Below are 16,473 nucleotides of genomic sequence, written 5' to 3'. Positions count from 1 at the left end.
ACTTACGAGTTTACAGGTTTATGATAGGAAAGACAAGCTATTCTCAATCAATTTCTGCTAATTTTTTTGTTAGCCAGCTGTTCCACTCTTCTTTTGTATTTCCTAAAATAAACGGCTGGGCCTCGCCTTTTCTTTTGCTATCTAAACCATCAAACACATAACCGCCTAACCCTACTTTGAGATGCGGGAATTTCTTTATCATTTGGTTCGTCAAGTTTAGTGTTTTCTCGGCATTTTCCATCATTGTGCATGACATAAATAAAAACGTTGGGTCTACTTCTTTAACAATTAACTCAACATCTTTATCTTCAATGCTGCTTCCTAAATAAATAACCTCAAACCCTTTACGGCGTAAAAATAGCGTAAAGACTAAGAGTCCCACTTCATGTGTCTCATTAGGTCCGCATACAGCAATCGCTTTAGGCAATAAGCCATTTGAAGGCAGCGAATAAAAAATCATGCTGATACGCGTTTTTAATACTTGAGTCGTATAATGCTCATGAGCACTTGTAATTTGCCCTTTTTCCCACATATCTCCAACCGTCACGAGTAGAGAACCCAAAATATCAATAACCACTTTTTCTACCGAATACAGGCTAAAAGCATGATTAATTAAATCCTGTGCTTTTCCTTCTTCAAAAGATAAAAGCATCGTTAACAGCTCATCCCTAATTTTTTGAGGGGAATCTACTTCTCCTTCTTCTTCAAACGTTCCTACTGTACTGCTTTCCGTTTCTAATAACGAAACCGCTTGACTGATGGTAAAACCTCCGCTCACTTTTTCCGTGAGCCATTTTAATTTCCGCAAATCTTCCTCTGTATATAACCGATGCCCCGAATCGTTGCGGACAGGATTTAAAATTTGATAACGTCGTTCCCATGCACGCAAAGTTCCCGGCTGGATTCCGACCATATTTGAGATGGCTTTAATATTATACTTCCCTTCGTGAGCCATACGTAACCTCCAACTACTCTTCGTGAACTGTATCTATTAATTGAATTATAGGATAAGTTATCCTGTGTGTAAAATTTGTATATGCTATGTAAAGAGTTTGTTCAAGGCTATTCTTTCCTTTTTAAAGTGATATAATGCGTTTGGGCTCTAGCTTGTAAACGGAGAGGCAAAGAGGTTGTACCATATCCGTTACTGATAAAAAGAGGAATCTTTCTTTTTTCTTTCAGCCCTCCTAATTCATACATACCCAAATTAAATAAGCGTATCTGTCCCCCGTGTGTATGCCCGCTCAAAATTAAATCTACTTTTGATTCTTCATCTACATAATAGATAACATCAGGATTATGGCTTAGAAGAATGGTAAGCTGTTCAGGTTCAATGGAAGAAACGGCTCGCTTTAGATTGATCTGACCTTCTGATAAATCATCTACCCCCGCAAAGTGGCAGGTAGTACCACATTTAGAAACGGCAAAGGCATGCTCATTTTTAAGGGCAATAACTCCTTCATCTTTAAGCATCTGCTTCAATTGCATCTGACTTACTTCGTAATCATTATTTCCCCACACAAAATAGACGGGTCCTAGCGTTTTAAGCTGTTGAATATTTTGACGAGCCCGCACTAAAGGGACTCCTCCTTCTACTAAATCACCGCCTATGATCACAAAATCTACTTCGCCCGGTATTTTTTCCAACAGCTTCGACGAAACTGTTCGCTTATGTATATCCGATATAAAAAACAGGCGCAAAGGCTGCTGATTTTCAGGAAATCTTGATAAATGAATCGTTCTTTTTTCGACATACGTACGATGGGCTTCTGAAAACATAAAGATCAGCAAGCCTATGCCTAACGCTAAAACAATTAAAAGAATAACCATATATTCTCCTTCTTTTCATTTTATACCCGATGTGTTTCCTTTAAAGAAGAAAGGGCATAAATTATCGCAATTGTTAACAAACCTACTACTTGATAAAGTGCAATTGCACTTAACGATAAAATTCCTATCACACATAGACATGAAACAAGGTATTCATGCCATTTTACCTTATAGCCTTTTAGAAGCAACCGACTTTGCAGAAACACTTTACGAACTGCCGCCGACAGACAAAAAAGAGCCGTGAAAAATAAGATTATAACACTAAACACATCTAACGGATGTAAAATCATTTGAATAAGTAAATAGGTTAACGAAGCTTTTGAGCCTACAGCCGTTAAACTGCTGATATAATAACTGCATAACCACGCAGCCAGCAAGTTAAACCAATCCCTCACAAAAAAACCCCCTTCACTAAACTTCTATGTAAAAAGAGGCTTTTTCATGCGATTCTATTTGTTTTCATGATATAAATTAATTCCATAGGTTGACTGCATCCAGCGGAACGTTTCTTTTCGGTGCTCCCATGTTTCAGGCGTCGCCCATAGCTCTTTGCTTCTTTTAATAATCTCACAGCGCAAATCTTGAAAAGTCTTTTCTGCTTTCTCGCTTTTTTTCTGCAGCTGTACAGTATAAAAGTAAAGTGAGACGGTAAGCAATAGAAACATCAAATGTCCCATGTTGCCTAACAAAAATGAAAAAAATTCGCTAAACGTCGTAAAAAAACCGCTTTGAAATATGAAAAAAAAGTAGCTAATAACAGCCGTTGCACTGGATAAAAACAAAATATTCCATTTTTTCTCTTTAGCTTTCAGCTTATTGACTGTCTCTTTTCTTTTAATAACGCTAGCTAATATATATTGAAGTGTTTCATCGTTTTCAAAGTCTATCACTTTGTTTTCCATTATTCCACCCCCCCTCGTATGCTAGTACAACATATGAGGGAACATAAAAGATTATGTGGGTAGTATTGAAAATAATGGCTGTTTCCTTAACCTTTACTGCATTAATTCTTCTGGCTGTGCAGATTCCCCTTTTGATTTTCGTATCTGCAGGCCCAATAAAAAATCAATGAGAAAATGAGTAAAAATCGTGACATACAAATTTTCAGTCCACCAAAAAAGCAACCCTATTAAAAAGCTTAAAAACACAACCGAAATAAAAAGAAACCACTTTTTTAAATATCGAATGTGAACCAGTGCAAATACAATACTCGCCCAAAAGAGGCCAAACTGAACTTGTATAACCCCTCGAAATAATATTTCTTCTGAACATGCAACAATTAGGCAAATAAGGATCAGATGAGAAACAGAACGATTAGCAAATAAACGTTCATTGATCCCTCCGTCATCGTATAAATGCTCAGGTACGCATTTCATTAGAAGTATATCTCCTCCTACTACCAAGAGAGCTGTTCCTCCCCCGTACAATAAAATAGAAGACCAATCCAGCTGAAAAAACTGCAAAAAGGAATTCCACGAATCGAATGTAAAAAAACCGATGCCTAAAGCAATGAAGCAGATGAGCAGCTGTGTTACATATAAATTTTTAACTAGCTCTGCATCTGTCATGGATGAAATAAGCTCTTGCTGTGATTTTGCCATTATATCTCTCCTTGACGAAGCAAACGAGCTAATTCTAATTCCCAGCCTTGAAATGTCCATTGCTCCTGCTCACCATTTGTTTTTTTATAGTTTTCCAAATCCAAGCCGCAGCAATCGCAACAATTCTCAAACTCTGATTTTCCCGTTTCATCGAAATAGCCAAGCAGCACGTGACGACGGCATTCTTTTGTCTCAATAAACCCCTTCATCGCACGATACTTGTCATGTTTGTTTCGAAGACGTTTATTTACAGCTACAACAATCGTTTCATGCAGCGATGCAGGAATTTTCCAGGGTTCAACATGTTCATTTTTCACTACATTTTCTCTGTACAAATAATAACGAATAAATCGCCAATGTGTTTCTTGAACACCCACTGTATAAAGAAAGTGAGACTCTACTTGTTTTAAAGGAATGGCCTGATCATGGTTTCGTAAATACGACAAGCAGTATAAGATAGTATCTGAAGAAGGAAGCTCAATTTCAAGTAAAGAATGAGCAAAATCATCGTCTCCTTCAGCATAAAGCAAGATCGCAATACTGTTTCGCTGATCGCGTCCACTTCTTCCAATTTCCTGTACATATGCTTCTAGCTGCGTAGGTGTATGAAAATGAATAACAAAGCGAACATTCGATTTGTTAACCCCCATTCCAAATGCACTTGTGCAGCAAATGATATCAAGCTGATTTTCTAAAAATTGCTGTTGAACAAGCATTCTTTCATTCGGTTCCATTCCCCCATGGTAATACTGCACTCGCTGTATCCCATTTTCCTTTAGAAGCTGTGTTAACGCTTCTGTCCAAGATCGGCTGGAACAATAGATAATTCCCGGACCTTGCAGTTCACTAACGTACATCAGTAATTTCTCTTTTTTTTCTTCAATACTTGCAACAAAATCAACTTTCATCGCAATATTACTTCGATTCATGGAATAGATGTGCTCGTTGACAGCAGGAAGCGATAAGTAGCGCTTAATATCTTCCACTACTTCCCTAGTCGCAGTTCCCGTTAGTGCTAGACATAGTGGACTGCCAAGTTCCTTCCATATCTCTCCTAGCTGTAGATAATCTAAACGAAAATCATGTCCCCACTGAGAAATACAATGCGCCTCGTCCACAACAAAAAGGCCTACCTTTGCCTGCTTTAATGCTTCTACTACAACAGCATTTTGCAAAATTTCAGGAGATGCATAAATAAAACGATAAAAAGCTAAATTTTTTAGCGCTCGTTGTTTTTCTTCTTGTTGTAGGAAACTATTTAAGGCAATAACTCGCTTTTCTCCGCTTGCCTTTAGTTGTTGAACTTGATCTTCCATCAGTGAAATTAAAGGAGATACAATCAGCACCGGTCGGTTCAACAAATAAGCTGGGAGCTGATAGCACAATGATTTTCCTGTTCCTGTAGGAAGAACCGCTAACACATTATGACCGGTTAAAATATCTTGAATAATCTCTTTTTGTCCTAGTCGAAATTGGCTATAGCCAAATTGTTTCTGTAGAAGTTGTTCTATCTTCACATCAAACACCACTTTTTTTAGTATCAGGTAAAATGTTTTGCTAATACGAGACGAATCTGAAAATAGGTAACGTCGTCTTTTACTTCTTCTTTTATCATCTTTAATTTATTTGTACGCAAACCTTCAAAGGCTGAGATAATTTTTTCCTGCTGCTTAGGCGATACGTATGCATCGATTGAAAAAGATGGAACAAACAGAGCTAATTCTGCAATATGGTCTTCAATTGTACTTTCTTTTAAACGCCTTATATAAGCAATTTCTTCAAGCGTCTTGCCTTTTTGAAGCCAGCTATACGTTTTTAACGTCGAGCTTGTCAAAGGCAATTCTAAATATAGATCACGTAAAAAAGAAGACAGTACATGAAAGCTTTCATTATTTTTACTTACTTTTTCAATGATATAGTGAATAACCCCTAAAAGTTGAATATGAACATAATGCTCATCGAGTTCATATTGATATGCTAACTGATTTTTTGTAAAGCCTACTCTTTGGTATCCAGTCAGCTGCAAAACAAAAAGAGACGCGTCCCGTTCCGTGCAGCCTTTCAAGCACGTTCGGAGCTCTTCGAATAGCTCGGCGGCTAACTCTTGACGCGTTTGCTTTTGAGACATAATATACGTTTTGACCCATTGAATGACCTCAGCATTTTTGGAAATGGGTAAAAACCCTTTTTGAAAATACTGTAGGTTTGATAAGGTCTGAATGAACAAAGTGATTCTTGCTAAAAATAATTGAGTACTGCTTGCGAATTTCCATCCGTCTAAAGCTGGATGAAAGGGTCGAGCCGTCAGTTCATCTTCAAGGCGTGCTTGTCCCTTATCTGTCATCACATACTTTTGATTTTCAGTTTCTTCAATATACTGCTGTTCTTTTAAATATGCAACGCAGGTTTCAAAAGACCGTTTATCTAAGTAAACAAATGACTGAAAAAGAAACGAAATTCCAAAAATTTTTCCGTCTTGAATCGTTTGAGCTGACTTTTTACCTGTTAATAAATGATAAATACCATAGGCGGTTCGCTCACCTTTTAACTGTTTTATACAAAATAAAATGCTAACTTGAATATAATTCAAAGGTGTCAACTTCCTTTCTCATTCATTGTACCAAAAGTGACCAATAGCATGTGAGATAAAGGCTTTTTAGCTCTTTCCTTTATGTATTAAAACGTTTGGGTAAGTGAATAAACCTTGATTTGATAAGCATTCTCAGTGACTTTTCTATTGAAAAGTTTTATAAATCATTTTACAATGAATAAGGAGAAATTTCACTCTTGATTCGCGAAGAGATTATATAATGAGAAATTTTCGAACACTTTACAGGAGGTCTTGTTATGCCAAAATATACAATTGTTGATAAAGATACTTGCATCGCATGCGGCGCTTGCGGAGCAGCAGCACCAGACATTTATGATTATGATGATGAAGGTATTGCATTCGTAACACTAGATGATAACCAAGGTGTAGTAGAAATTCCAGAAGATCTAGAAGATGATATGATGGATGCAATGGAAGGCTGCCCTACGGATTCAATTCGCGTAGCGGATGAAAAATTCGAAGGCGATGCTAATAAATTCGAATAAGTATTGAGCAAACCTGTAGTGTACATGCTGCAGGTTTTTTTATATATAAAAATCGCTCTCCCCGGGAGAGCGATTGAATTAAACAGCAATGCGACGCGTGATCCATTGCTTCATTTTTGAAAACAATAAGACAAAGATAACCCCTGTTGCTGCTCCTTTTATTAAGTTAAACGGCAAAATACCTGCAACGATATATTGACGTGCTTGTTCACTAGACATTTCTGGCGATTGCAAGAAGATTGTATACGCTGGTAAGAAGACATAATAATTTAAGACAGCCATGAGTACCGTCATTACCACCGTACCCGTAACCAAACCTATCGTTACGCCTTTAGCCGTTTTAAATCGGTTGAACATGTATGATACAGGAAGAATGAACAGTAGACCAGCCACAAAGTTAGCCACTTGACCAACTGGAACCCCTGTAGCACTTCCTTGAATTAAATAATTCAATAAATTTTTTATTCCTTCTACTATAACAGCAGCCATCGGTCCAAATACAAGTGCTGCTACGAGTGCAGGAATTTCGCTAAAATCAATTGTTAAAAACGGAGGTAATCCAGGAATTGGGAAATTAATCATCATTAAAATATATGCAATACTACTTAACATTCCTAGTATGACCAGCTTTTGAGTTTTCTTACTTTGTTGCATCTTGCCTCTCTCCTTCTTTGTGATCCACTCTTCAAAGAAGAAAGGTTCAACTTTATATCCCCACGCAAAAACCTCCCAACAAATGATTCGTTGAGAGGAGACATGGCAGGCATATTTAATAAACGTTCATCACATTAAGTTTTGAACGCTGAACCTCCACCTTCTCCCATCCAGACTGTACTGTCGGCTTTGGAATTTCACCAAATCTGCTCGTATGTATTACATATAAGCTCGCGGGCTCAAAACAATTTGTTTTTTACCGCCGGTCGGGAATTTCACCCTGCCCCGAAGATAGACCAATATTTAATTATGAATTTATTATATGTTATCTCGAATTAAAAGTAAATAAAGAAGTTTTTTAATTCCTATTAAATTGATGTATTTTATGAACTTCATTACTGTTTTATATGTAAAATAAGGAAATAAGTGCATAACCAACAGCATTATGACATATTTATAGTTTCAATTTTACGTTTATAATTGTGTATTTGATAACTAATCGTAAAGTTTGAAAAATATAATTGACAGAATTTTTTTAACATGGTAAATTATCAAATATTTGATGATAGTAAAATCCAAGGGAGATGTTCACGTCATGTATAATGTATTAGTAGCTGATTCAATTAGCAATGAAGGTCTTGCTCCACTACTTGAAGCTCCTCATGTGAATCTTACGCGAAAAAAAGTTGAAGAAGTTGAGAATGATTTGCATACGTACGATGCGCTTTTAGTACGGAGTGCTACGACGGTTACAGAGGATTTGCTGGCAAAAATGCCGAATTTAAAAATTGTTGCTCGCGCTGGAGTAGGTGTCGATAATATTGATATTGAAGCCTCAACCAAACGAGGGGTTGTCGTTATTAACGCGCCGAACGGAAATACCATTTCAACGGCGGAACATACATTTGCTATGATGGCTAGCTTGTTTCGGCATATTCCCCAAGGAAATGCTTCAGTCAAAGCGCGCGAATGGAACCGCTCAGCATTTGTTGGAACAGAGCTTAACCGCAAACACCTGGGCATTATCGGATTTGGACGAATTGGCTCAGAGCTTGCCAAACGCGCAAAAGCCTTCAATATGAGCGTGCACGTTTACGATCCTTTTTTAACCTCTTCCCGAGCTGAAAAGCTAGGCGTAGAACTATTATCCCTGGATGAATTACTAGCAGCAGCGGATGTTATTACGGTGCACACTCCGCTTACCAAAGAAACAAAGGGATTGCTCAATCATGACACGTTAGCCAAAACAAAGAAGGGCGTGTTTTTATTAAACTGCGCACGCGGCGGGATCATTGATGAAAAAGCCTTAGTTCATTATTTAGAAATTGGCCATGTTCAAGGTGCAGCTATTGACGTATTTGAAGTTGAGCCGCCGATTGATAACCCTTTGTTACATTTTGATCAAGTTATTACAACCCCCCATTTAGGAGCTTCTACAAAAGAAGCCCAGCTTAACGTTGCTGAAGACGTGGCACATGACGTTTTGCGTTTTCTAGAAGGTAATCCTGTAAGCTCATCCATTAATTTACCGACGCTTTCTAAAGAAGTTTTTGAAAAAATTCAGCCGTTTACGAGCCTTACTAAACAAATAGGAGCTATTTTATCTCAATGCATGCGAGAACCTGTTCAGCATATCTCTATCTCCTACGGAGGTACAGTGACGGATTTGGAAACCACTTATATTACACGGAGCTTATTATCAGGCTTTTTGACTCATCGTATCGACTCACCTGTTAACGAAGTCAATGCTTCTATGATTGCCAAAGAACGGGGAATTACATTTGGTGAAAAAACATCGGAAGATACGCAAGGATATTCCAATATGATTGACGTTACCGTAACAGGCGAACAGCGTACATTTACCATTACGGGCACCTATATAGCAGGGTATGGACCTCGAATTGTTAATATTGATTCGTTTGATATTGATTTTTATCCGGAAGGACATCTTCTTTATATCCGTCACAGTGATCAGCCCGGAGTTATTGGAAATGTAGGGAAAGTACTTGGAGATTTACGTATTAACATTGCTACCATGCAAGTGGGCCGTAAGCAAAAAGGCGGAGAAGCCATTATGATGCTTACGTTTGATAAACTTTTAGATGATTCTGTCATCTCTTCGTTAAAACAAACAAGCGAAATTGTGACCATACAGCGTATTGAATTGTGACATTGAAAAAAAGAGCCTGAGCGGCTCTTTTTTATGGACTTATTTTTAACACTTGTCCTGCATTTAACATCGTATTTTCTAAATGATTCCACTTTCTTAGCTGATCCATATCTACTTCATATTTGACTGCGAGCTCAGATAATGTATCTCCTTGATGGATAAGAATACAGTTATCAGAAGTCTGATGTAACTGCTGAAAAACCGTGGCAGCTAAATCGCTTTTTACGTATGCCGATAGTTTTTGCTTGTCCAATTTGGCAAGTGGGTTTACTGCATTGGTTTTATCCGGATTCCAACTTCCTTGATGAACTTCAAAATGCAAATGCGCACCTGAAGAGCGCCCTGTATTGCCAACTCGTCCAATGTTTTGACCAGCAGCTACACGATTTCCTTCTGCAACAAAACGTTCCTCTAGATGAGCATAAACCGTTTCATATCCATTTGTTTGTTTGATAAAAACAACCTGTCCATATGTATTTGAATAATAAGAGCGGCTCACCACTCCTTTTGCAACAGCATACACCTGTGTACCAACAGGTGCTGCTATATCAATTCCAAAGTGTTTGGCGTGACGTGAACCAAATATATCAGTTAAGACTCCTTCAACCGGCCACTCCCACTGCTTCTCTTCTGCTTTTACCATTTGCCCGCCCAAAAATAAAAGACCTATACACAATCCCATTACTAATACAACCAATATTCTTCTTAACACGTCAATCATGAAGAAAGAACCTCCTATGTAGATCATTGCACACAAAACATACTATATGCCAATTCCTTCTCTTTTAGACTTTTTTATAGAAAAAATAAAGAGATGTGATTCTCCACTGAATCACATCTCTTTGTTATTCTTATTATTTCAGCCGAACAAACTGTTATTTAACATGTGTTTACTTTGGCAGTTTGATAAAGAAAGTTGTTCCTTCATTTAATTCACTTTCAACCGCAATGATCCCTTGATGTGCCTCCACGATATTTTTGGCGATTGCAAGCCCAAGACCAGTTCCTGACTTCCCTCTCGTTCTGGCTTTATCCGCTTTATAAAATCGTTCAAATACAAATGGAAGATCTTCTTTCGGAATGCCTGCTCCTGTATCTTGAACAGAAAGATGGATTTCGGATTGACTTTTATCAAGATGCAGCTTTACTTCTCCGTAGTCATCCGTATGACGAATAGCATTATCAATTAAGTTTGTCAGCACTTGTTCCATACGGTCTGAATCAATCATCGCTTCAAATTCATCTTCTACTTTTCCATTAAGAGACAATTTAATATGTTTTTCTTTAGCTAACCCTTGAAACTTACGCAAAACACGTTCTGTAAATTCAACCATTGCTACAGATTCTAAGTGAAGCTGCACATGTCCCGCTTCCATTCGCGCCAAATCTAAAAGTTCATTTACAAGCCGGCCCATACGGAGTGATTCATCATAAATCACCTGTGCAATTTCTTTCTTTTCTTCATCCGTACTTGCAATATCGTCAATAATAGCTTCACTATAACCTTGAAGCATAGAAATAGGTGTACGCAATTCATGAGACACGTTTGCAATAAAATCTTTTCTCGATTTATCAAGTTTACGCTCTTCGGACATATCCCGTAGTACGGCTACAGCACCTCGAATTTTCGTTTGATTATAGAGCGGTGACATTAAAATGACCCACGTTTTCCCTTGAATTTTCAATTCTGCACTTCGCTCCGTTTCAGTCTCTACTACCGTTTGAAACAAATGGACAACGTTTGCTGGAAGCTCAGGCACCTGCTGATTGTTGACATCCTGCTCGTAATACCAAGTCTGAAGAAAATGCTCAGCTGGGGGATTGGTAATTAAAATCGATCCGTCTCTACTAAACGTAATAACACCGTCTGCCATACTGCTTAAAATACTTGAAAGCTGCTCTTTTTCCTGATTAAGCGCATTGAGGTTAAACTTTAACTGCCTGCCCATTTGATTAAAAGCAATCGCTAACTCTCCAATTTCATCGTGAGTTAAAATAGGTACTTTTGTATCAAAGTTGCCTTTTGTTACTTCAAATGCCGCCTGCCTCATTTTTCTAAGAGGCGCTGTAATTCGAGTGGATAAGAAAAAAGCAAAGATAGTAGTTAAAATAATAGCAATACCTGCAGCCAATAAAATGAACTTAGTCGTATATTGAGCGGGTTCTTCAATTTCAGAAAGAGATTGATACAAATAAACGCCGCCTGTCGGTTTGTTATCTTTCATTAAAGGTACACCGACAACAAACATTAAAGGTTCATCACTCGTGTCTTTCTTTGTGGTCATGTACATTTTTTCCCGTATTACTTTACCTTTTTCAACCACTTGATTTAGCTGATCGTTTTGTTTAACAATGGCCGAAATAGCTTTCTTATTTTCTTTATCAGGATGTGTGGAATGCCAATAAAAATCTTTGTCTTGAACAATAACTACACTTGCTTGGTCTGCAAGTTCACGAGCAATGGATAGTCCTAGTTTTTCATCGTCCGTTTCCTGCACAATGGTAGAGATTTTAGCAGCCGTTTTAGTTAAACGGTTTTCTGCATCTACAACATGATAATTTTCAAAAAACTGAAGCAATAAAATAGTCAAAATAAATAAAACAAGCGTGACGAGCAATAGGATAGTAAACCATAGTTTACCAACTACACTTCTCCAAAACATCAGTTATTTTCAACCTCAAATTTATACCCTACTCCCCATACGGTTACAATCATTTTCGCCGCTTGGGACGATACACGATTTAACTTTTCACGCAAACGCTTGACGTGCGTATCTACCGTACGAAGATCTCCAAAGAAATCATAATGCCATACTTCACGCAGCAGCTGCTCTCTGTCATATACTTTATCTGGCGTTTTTGCGAGATAGCATAATAATTCATATTCTTTTGGAGTTAAGTTAACTTCTTTTCCGTCTGCTGTAACGCGATGTGCATCATTATCAATCGTTAAGTGATCAAAGACAATAAGATTTTTCACGCTCGTTTCTGGTTGAATAAACGTTGCTTGAGAAGAACGTCGAAGCAGTGCTTTTACGCGAAGAACCACTTCTCTTGGGCTAAACGGCTTAACGATATAATCATCTGTACCTACTTCAAACCCTTGGACTCTGTTTACTTCTTCCCCTTTAGCTGTAAGCATGATAATAGGAGTTGCTTTTTTCTCCCGAATTTGTTTACAAACCTCAATACCATCTATGCCGGGCATCATTAAATCTAATACAATCAAATCATAATCTATGTGTAACGCTTTTTCGATTGCTTCATGCCCATCGGCTGCTTCTTCAATGATGTATCCTTCTTTTTCTAAGTACATTTTTAACAATCGTCTAATGCGATCTTCATCGTCTACTAGCAGTAACCTTTGTTCGTTTTGCATGTATTTTCAACCTCCTAGTCTTAGTGTACAAAAAAAAACCGGCGAGTTCTACTTATGATACCCAAACAATGTGACAATTCGTGAACACCTTTACGAAAAACAGCTTTTTTTACCAAAAAGAGGCTGAGACGCAACGAAATCCATGCAGTCTACAGCTGAATAAATAAAATAAAGAAGCTAGTAGGGATCGCTTGTTCCACGGCTATAAGCACCTACATACACGAAACTTGCGTTCACCATCTCAATGAAAAAATCCGAACGAATGAGATTCTCCATCAAGAATCTCATTCGTTCGGATCTTCCTTCAACTAAAATATCTTTGTTTCAGCCTCTATTCTATTTTTAAAGGTTACGCATATGAATGTAAACCTGCAATAATTAGGTTCACAGCCACTAAGTTGAACATAATGATGGCAAATCCGCCAACTGCAAGCCAAGCTGATTTTTCACCGTGCCACCCTTTAGACAGCCGAAGATGAAGAAAAGCAGCGTAAAATAAAAATGTGATCAGCGCCCACACCTCTTTAGGGTCCCACCCCCAAAAGCGCGTCCAGGCCATCTGAGCCCAAATCATAGCAAAAATAAGTGCTCCTAGTGTAAAAATAGGAAACCCAATTGCCACTGCTCTGTAGCTTACTTCATCAAGCAAGTCGCTGTTTACCTGCTTCACAAGCGGCTGCAGCGCGGCTCCAATTCGCTTCCGTAAAATGAAACGAATCAGCCAATATAAGACAAAGCCGCCGCCTAACGACCAAATAACCGTATTTAATTTTTTAGCATTGATAATAGCGGGCATATCAATAAGCGGCTGTATATCGTTCCCGGCTGTCCACTCACTTTGATGCGGCCCCACTAGCGGAACCATATGATATACGACTTGCTCCTGTTCTCCACTTTTATTAATCCAATTAAATGATGACTCGTAGTGAGCCGCATTAAAAGCCAGCGTCACTGCTACAAACCCAAGCGTACTAATAAGCGTATACAGGATGAATTCCAGCCAAAATGCTTTTTTATTTCGCTTGGATTGGTCAATCGTTTTGATTAAATAAATCAATCCTGCAACAAAGCTAATGGAAAGCACGGCTTCACCCGTAGCTGCGGTTGTAACGTGAATATGCAGCCAATTCGTTTGAAGAGCCGGTATCAGCGGCGTAATTTCAGTTGGAAACATGCTTGCATAAGCAATGATCAAAAGAGCCACCGGCAATGCAAACAATCCAAGCATGCTAAGACGATAAATAAAGTAAATAACAATAAATGCGCCAACAAGCATCATGCCAAAAAACGTCGTAAATTCAAATAAATTACTAACAGGAGCGTGGCCTGATGCAATCCACCTTGTAATAAAGTAGCCAATCTGTGCAATAAAGCCGATGATGGTAACCGCAATTCCAAACGTTGCCCACTTTGTTTTCTTTTGAGCTGCTCGCTTATCTCGAATAGCTCCTCCGAAAAAAAAGGTTGCAACTAAATAAGCAATAAACGCCACATACAGTAAATTACTACTTATACTCGCGTAATCCATGCTTTTTCCTCCTATTTTGTTTCTTTATCATTTTGGTCCTTCAGCTGTGTAAGGGATGTTGATTCTAATAAACCATTTAGTTCTTTTTTTAGCCCATACCAGTTTTTATTTGTATGTGCGGCCAACCATATCTCATTATTGACTTTTTGAATCCACATGCGGCGATGATTCCAATACATCCCTTGAACCACACCAATCATAAAGATGGCTCCGCCAATTCCTAAAAACCAAAGCGTATAGTCTCTGCGAACGGTTAATCCCGTTACATTTTTCGTTTCCACACCAGCAAAGGTCATTTTATAATCGTTATTTCCTAGCGGCTCCAAGTTCTCTCTAATTCCAACAAAAGCAACTTCCCCTTTTTTATGCTGAGGGGTAATCATTTTAAATACAAAAGCGGGATTGTTAGGCACTCTGGTCTTTGTATTTGGATTTCCTTCATCATCAAAGAAAAAGTCTGGAAAGTAGCTCATGAGCTTGACTTTATATCCGTTTTTTAGATCATATGTTTCTTTTGGATTATGTAAATCTACTGTAAGTGAACCAACGTTTCTATTTGCATTTTTATCTGTTAAATGGAAAGACATAGAGCTAAACTCATTTAACTTGAAGTCCACTTGGTACATGGCATATCCTTCAAACTTAAGCGGCTGATTCACACGAATCTCTGAATCTTTTATTTTCTTTAATTTTGGATCTGCTCCCGGTATAAGCTTTCCTTCGCGCTTATACAAACTAACATCCGCTTCATATTTTTTGGCCACTTTATTATTCCCTGCACGATCAATTGCTTCTTGAAACACGGCGCTTTCGCTATCTTTATCATACGTTTCAACAGTAAAACGATGGTTTTTCAAAAAATACTCTCCGTTCGTCCCGGGAATAACTTTTGTTTCACCTTCACGGATCCAAAGAACTTCATCTATATACATACCTGGTACAAACCTAAGCATAGCACCTAGTAAAAAGATAATGAGACCGATATGATTAACGTATGGACCCCATCTTGAGAAGCGTCCTTTTTCAGCCAGCAGATTGCCGTTTTCTTCACGAATAGAGTATCTTCTTTTTTTAAGCATACTTTTTACATGTTCATAATCTTGATCCGTCCACGATGATGAAGTGCTATATAAACGCTGTCTTTTTAAGAAGTTTGGATGTTTTGTTACACTCTGCCTTTTTAGAGCTCGGTACAAAGGCACTACTCGATCTAAACTGCAAATGACTAACGACATTCCTAAAGCAGCAATTAAAAGCAAGTACCACCACGATTCGTAGAGATGATGAAAACCTAACTTATAATAAAGCTCTCCTGTCCATCCATATTCCTTTTGGTAATACTCGTCTGCTGTCACATTAGGAGGTATGTAAGCTTCTTGAGGATAAATGGTTCCGACTGCAGACGCAACAAGCGTCACAATAATGATCCAAATACCTACTTTTACAGAAGAGAAAAAGTTCCATATTTTATCGATAACTGTTTTATTGTACGTTTGCGATCGCCTTGCGCTTCCTTCATAACGCATATCTACTAATTTATCAGTTGTTTCTTCTGCAATCGGCTTACCACAGGCTTCACACAAAATCGTACCATGCGGGTTAACGTGTCCACATTCACATTTTACGTGTTTCATTGTCAACACTCCCTATGGTTTAATTTCTTCCATATATTCTTTTATTTTAGATTCTTCCAATCCCCCAATAAAACTGTCTACAATCTTTCCGTTTTTATCAATTAAAAATGTAGTCGGCAGAGGATCTATTCCGTATGCACCCAACACTTGTGAATCTTTATCCATCAAAATCGGAAAAGATAGCTCATACTGTTTAGCAAATTGCTCTACTGCTATATTCGTTTCTGCAACGTTAACAGCTAGAATTTCGACACCTTGCTTTTTATATGATGCATACTGCTTTTCCATAGCCGGCATCTCTTGTTTACAGGGCTTGCACCATGTTCCCCAAAAATTCAAAAAAACTCCTTTGCCTTTGTAATCTGATAGCTGATGAGTTTCTCCATTAACATCTCTTAATATAAAGTCAGGTGCCTTATCTCCTACTGATACCTTTTGTTTATCAGCAAAAAATTGAGCATAAAGGGTATATCCAACCGCGCACAGCAAAACTGCCAATATAACTGTTCGAATAATCAAGCGCTTTTTTTTCATGGCACGAACTCCTTTTAACCGCTTTCAATACGCTTTTTTCTACCATT

16 protein-coding genes and 1 riboswitch are annotated in these 16,473 nt (G+C 38.1%); of the genes, 2 read left to right on the top strand and 14 right to left on the bottom strand.

All coding sequences use genetic code 11. From position 1 onward, the window contains the following. Positions 1-43: 43 nt before the first annotated feature. The 7 genes from AC0KUU_RS02730 to AC0KUU_RS02700 form a co-directional block, all read right to left on the bottom strand. Positions 44-955, bottom strand: coding sequence for a MerR family transcriptional regulator (locus AC0KUU_RS02730; protein WP_025750422.1), 912 nt, complete (start codon positions 953-955; stop codon positions 44-46). 107 nt (positions 956-1,062) lie between these two features. Then, positions 1,063-1,830, bottom strand: coding sequence for a metallophosphoesterase (locus AC0KUU_RS02725; RefSeq protein WP_043976359.1), 768 nt, complete (start codon positions 1,828-1,830; stop codon positions 1,063-1,065). A 20-nt stretch (positions 1,831-1,850) separates the two neighbouring features. Beyond that, positions 1,851-2,225, bottom strand: coding sequence for a hypothetical protein (locus tag AC0KUU_RS02720; protein WP_013084909.1), 375 nt, complete (start codon positions 2,223-2,225; stop codon positions 1,851-1,853). A gap of 54 nt (positions 2,226-2,279) precedes the next feature. Next, positions 2,280-2,732, bottom strand: a complete 453-nt coding sequence (locus AC0KUU_RS02715; protein ID WP_043976356.1) for a DUF2663 family protein — start codon at positions 2,730-2,732, stop codon at positions 2,280-2,282. 93 nt (positions 2,733-2,825) lie between these two features. After that, a complete protein-coding gene (locus AC0KUU_RS02710; protein WP_043976354.1) occupies positions 2,826-3,431 on the bottom strand; it encodes a CPBP family intramembrane glutamic endopeptidase in 606 nt (201 codons plus the stop codon). Beyond that, a complete protein-coding gene (locus AC0KUU_RS02705; RefSeq protein WP_165575819.1) occupies positions 3,431-4,948 on the bottom strand; it encodes a RecQ family ATP-dependent DNA helicase in 1,518 nt (505 codons plus the stop codon). The genes AC0KUU_RS02710 and AC0KUU_RS02705 overlap by 1 nt, the downstream gene beginning before the upstream one ends. Positions 4,949-4,971: 23 nt before the next feature. Continuing rightward, positions 4,972-6,021 (bottom strand): YpbB family protein, encoded by a 1,050-nt coding sequence (locus tag AC0KUU_RS02700; RefSeq protein ID WP_322552416.1) that lies wholly within the window; start codon positions 6,019-6,021, stop codon positions 4,972-4,974. A gap of 257 nt (positions 6,022-6,278) precedes the next feature. Between AC0KUU_RS02700 and AC0KUU_RS02695 the strand changes: the two genes are divergently transcribed. After that, the gene (locus tag AC0KUU_RS02695) at positions 6,279-6,527 is read left to right on the top strand and encodes a ferredoxin (RefSeq protein ID WP_013059046.1); all 249 of its coding nucleotides are present in this window, start codon (positions 6,279-6,281) and stop codon (positions 6,525-6,527) included. A 78-nt stretch (positions 6,528-6,605) separates the two neighbouring features. On the opposite strand, the gene AC0KUU_RS02690 is transcribed toward AC0KUU_RS02695, so the two are convergent. Beyond that, entirely contained in the window at positions 6,606-7,181 is a 576-nt protein-coding gene (locus AC0KUU_RS02690) for an ECF transporter S component (RefSeq protein WP_043976348.1), read from the bottom strand. A 154-nt stretch (positions 7,182-7,335) separates the two neighbouring features. Then, positions 7,336-7,478, bottom strand: a riboswitch (FMN riboswitch). A 298-nt stretch (positions 7,479-7,776) separates the two neighbouring features. Here AC0KUU_RS02690 and serA point away from each other — a divergent pair. Beyond that, a complete protein-coding gene (gene serA / locus AC0KUU_RS02685) occupies positions 7,777-9,351 on the top strand; it encodes a phosphoglycerate dehydrogenase (protein ID WP_043976346.1) in 1,575 nt (524 codons plus the stop codon). Between the two features lie 31 nt (positions 9,352-9,382). On the opposite strand, the gene AC0KUU_RS02680 is transcribed toward serA, so the two are convergent. The 6 genes from AC0KUU_RS02680 to resA all read right to left on the bottom strand — a co-directional run bounded on the left by AC0KUU_RS02680 (position 9,383) and on the right by resA (position 16,426). Then, positions 9,383-10,072 carry a peptidoglycan DD-metalloendopeptidase family protein gene (locus tag AC0KUU_RS02680; RefSeq protein WP_043976344.1) on the bottom strand — a complete coding sequence of 230 codons (690 nt, stop codon included), beginning with the start codon at positions 10,070-10,072 and terminating at the stop codon, positions 9,383-9,385. A gap of 169 nt (positions 10,073-10,241) precedes the next feature. After that, the gene (locus tag AC0KUU_RS02675; RefSeq protein WP_013084918.1) at positions 10,242-12,014 is read right to left on the bottom strand and encodes an ATP-binding protein; all 1,773 of its coding nucleotides are present in this window, start codon (positions 12,012-12,014) and stop codon (positions 10,242-10,244) included. Then, the gene (locus tag AC0KUU_RS02670) at positions 12,014-12,730 is read right to left on the bottom strand and encodes a response regulator transcription factor (protein ID WP_013059051.1); all 717 of its coding nucleotides are present in this window, start codon (positions 12,728-12,730) and stop codon (positions 12,014-12,016) included. The genes AC0KUU_RS02675 and AC0KUU_RS02670 overlap by 1 nt, the downstream gene beginning before the upstream one ends. A gap of 349 nt (positions 12,731-13,079) precedes the next feature. Then, positions 13,080-14,258: a c-type cytochrome biogenesis protein CcsB gene (gene ccsB / locus AC0KUU_RS02665; RefSeq protein WP_025750430.1), complete on the bottom strand. Its 1,179-nt coding sequence runs from the start codon at positions 14,256-14,258 to the stop codon at positions 13,080-13,082. A gap of 11 nt (positions 14,259-14,269) precedes the next feature. Next, positions 14,270-15,892, bottom strand: a complete 1,623-nt coding sequence (gene resB / locus AC0KUU_RS02660) for a cytochrome c biogenesis protein ResB (RefSeq protein ID WP_043976340.1) — start codon at positions 15,890-15,892, stop codon at positions 14,270-14,272. A gap of 12 nt (positions 15,893-15,904) precedes the next feature. Further along, complete coding sequence (gene resA / locus AC0KUU_RS02655) at positions 15,905-16,426, bottom strand: thiol-disulfide oxidoreductase ResA (protein ID WP_013059054.1); 522 nt, start codon at positions 16,424-16,426, stop codon at positions 15,905-15,907. Between the last annotated feature and the right edge of the window lie 47 nt (positions 16,427-16,473).

The sequence above is a fragment of the Priestia sp. ST2 genome, from assembly GCF_055810735.1.
This window is presented reverse-complemented; position numbering and strand designations above follow the sequence as displayed.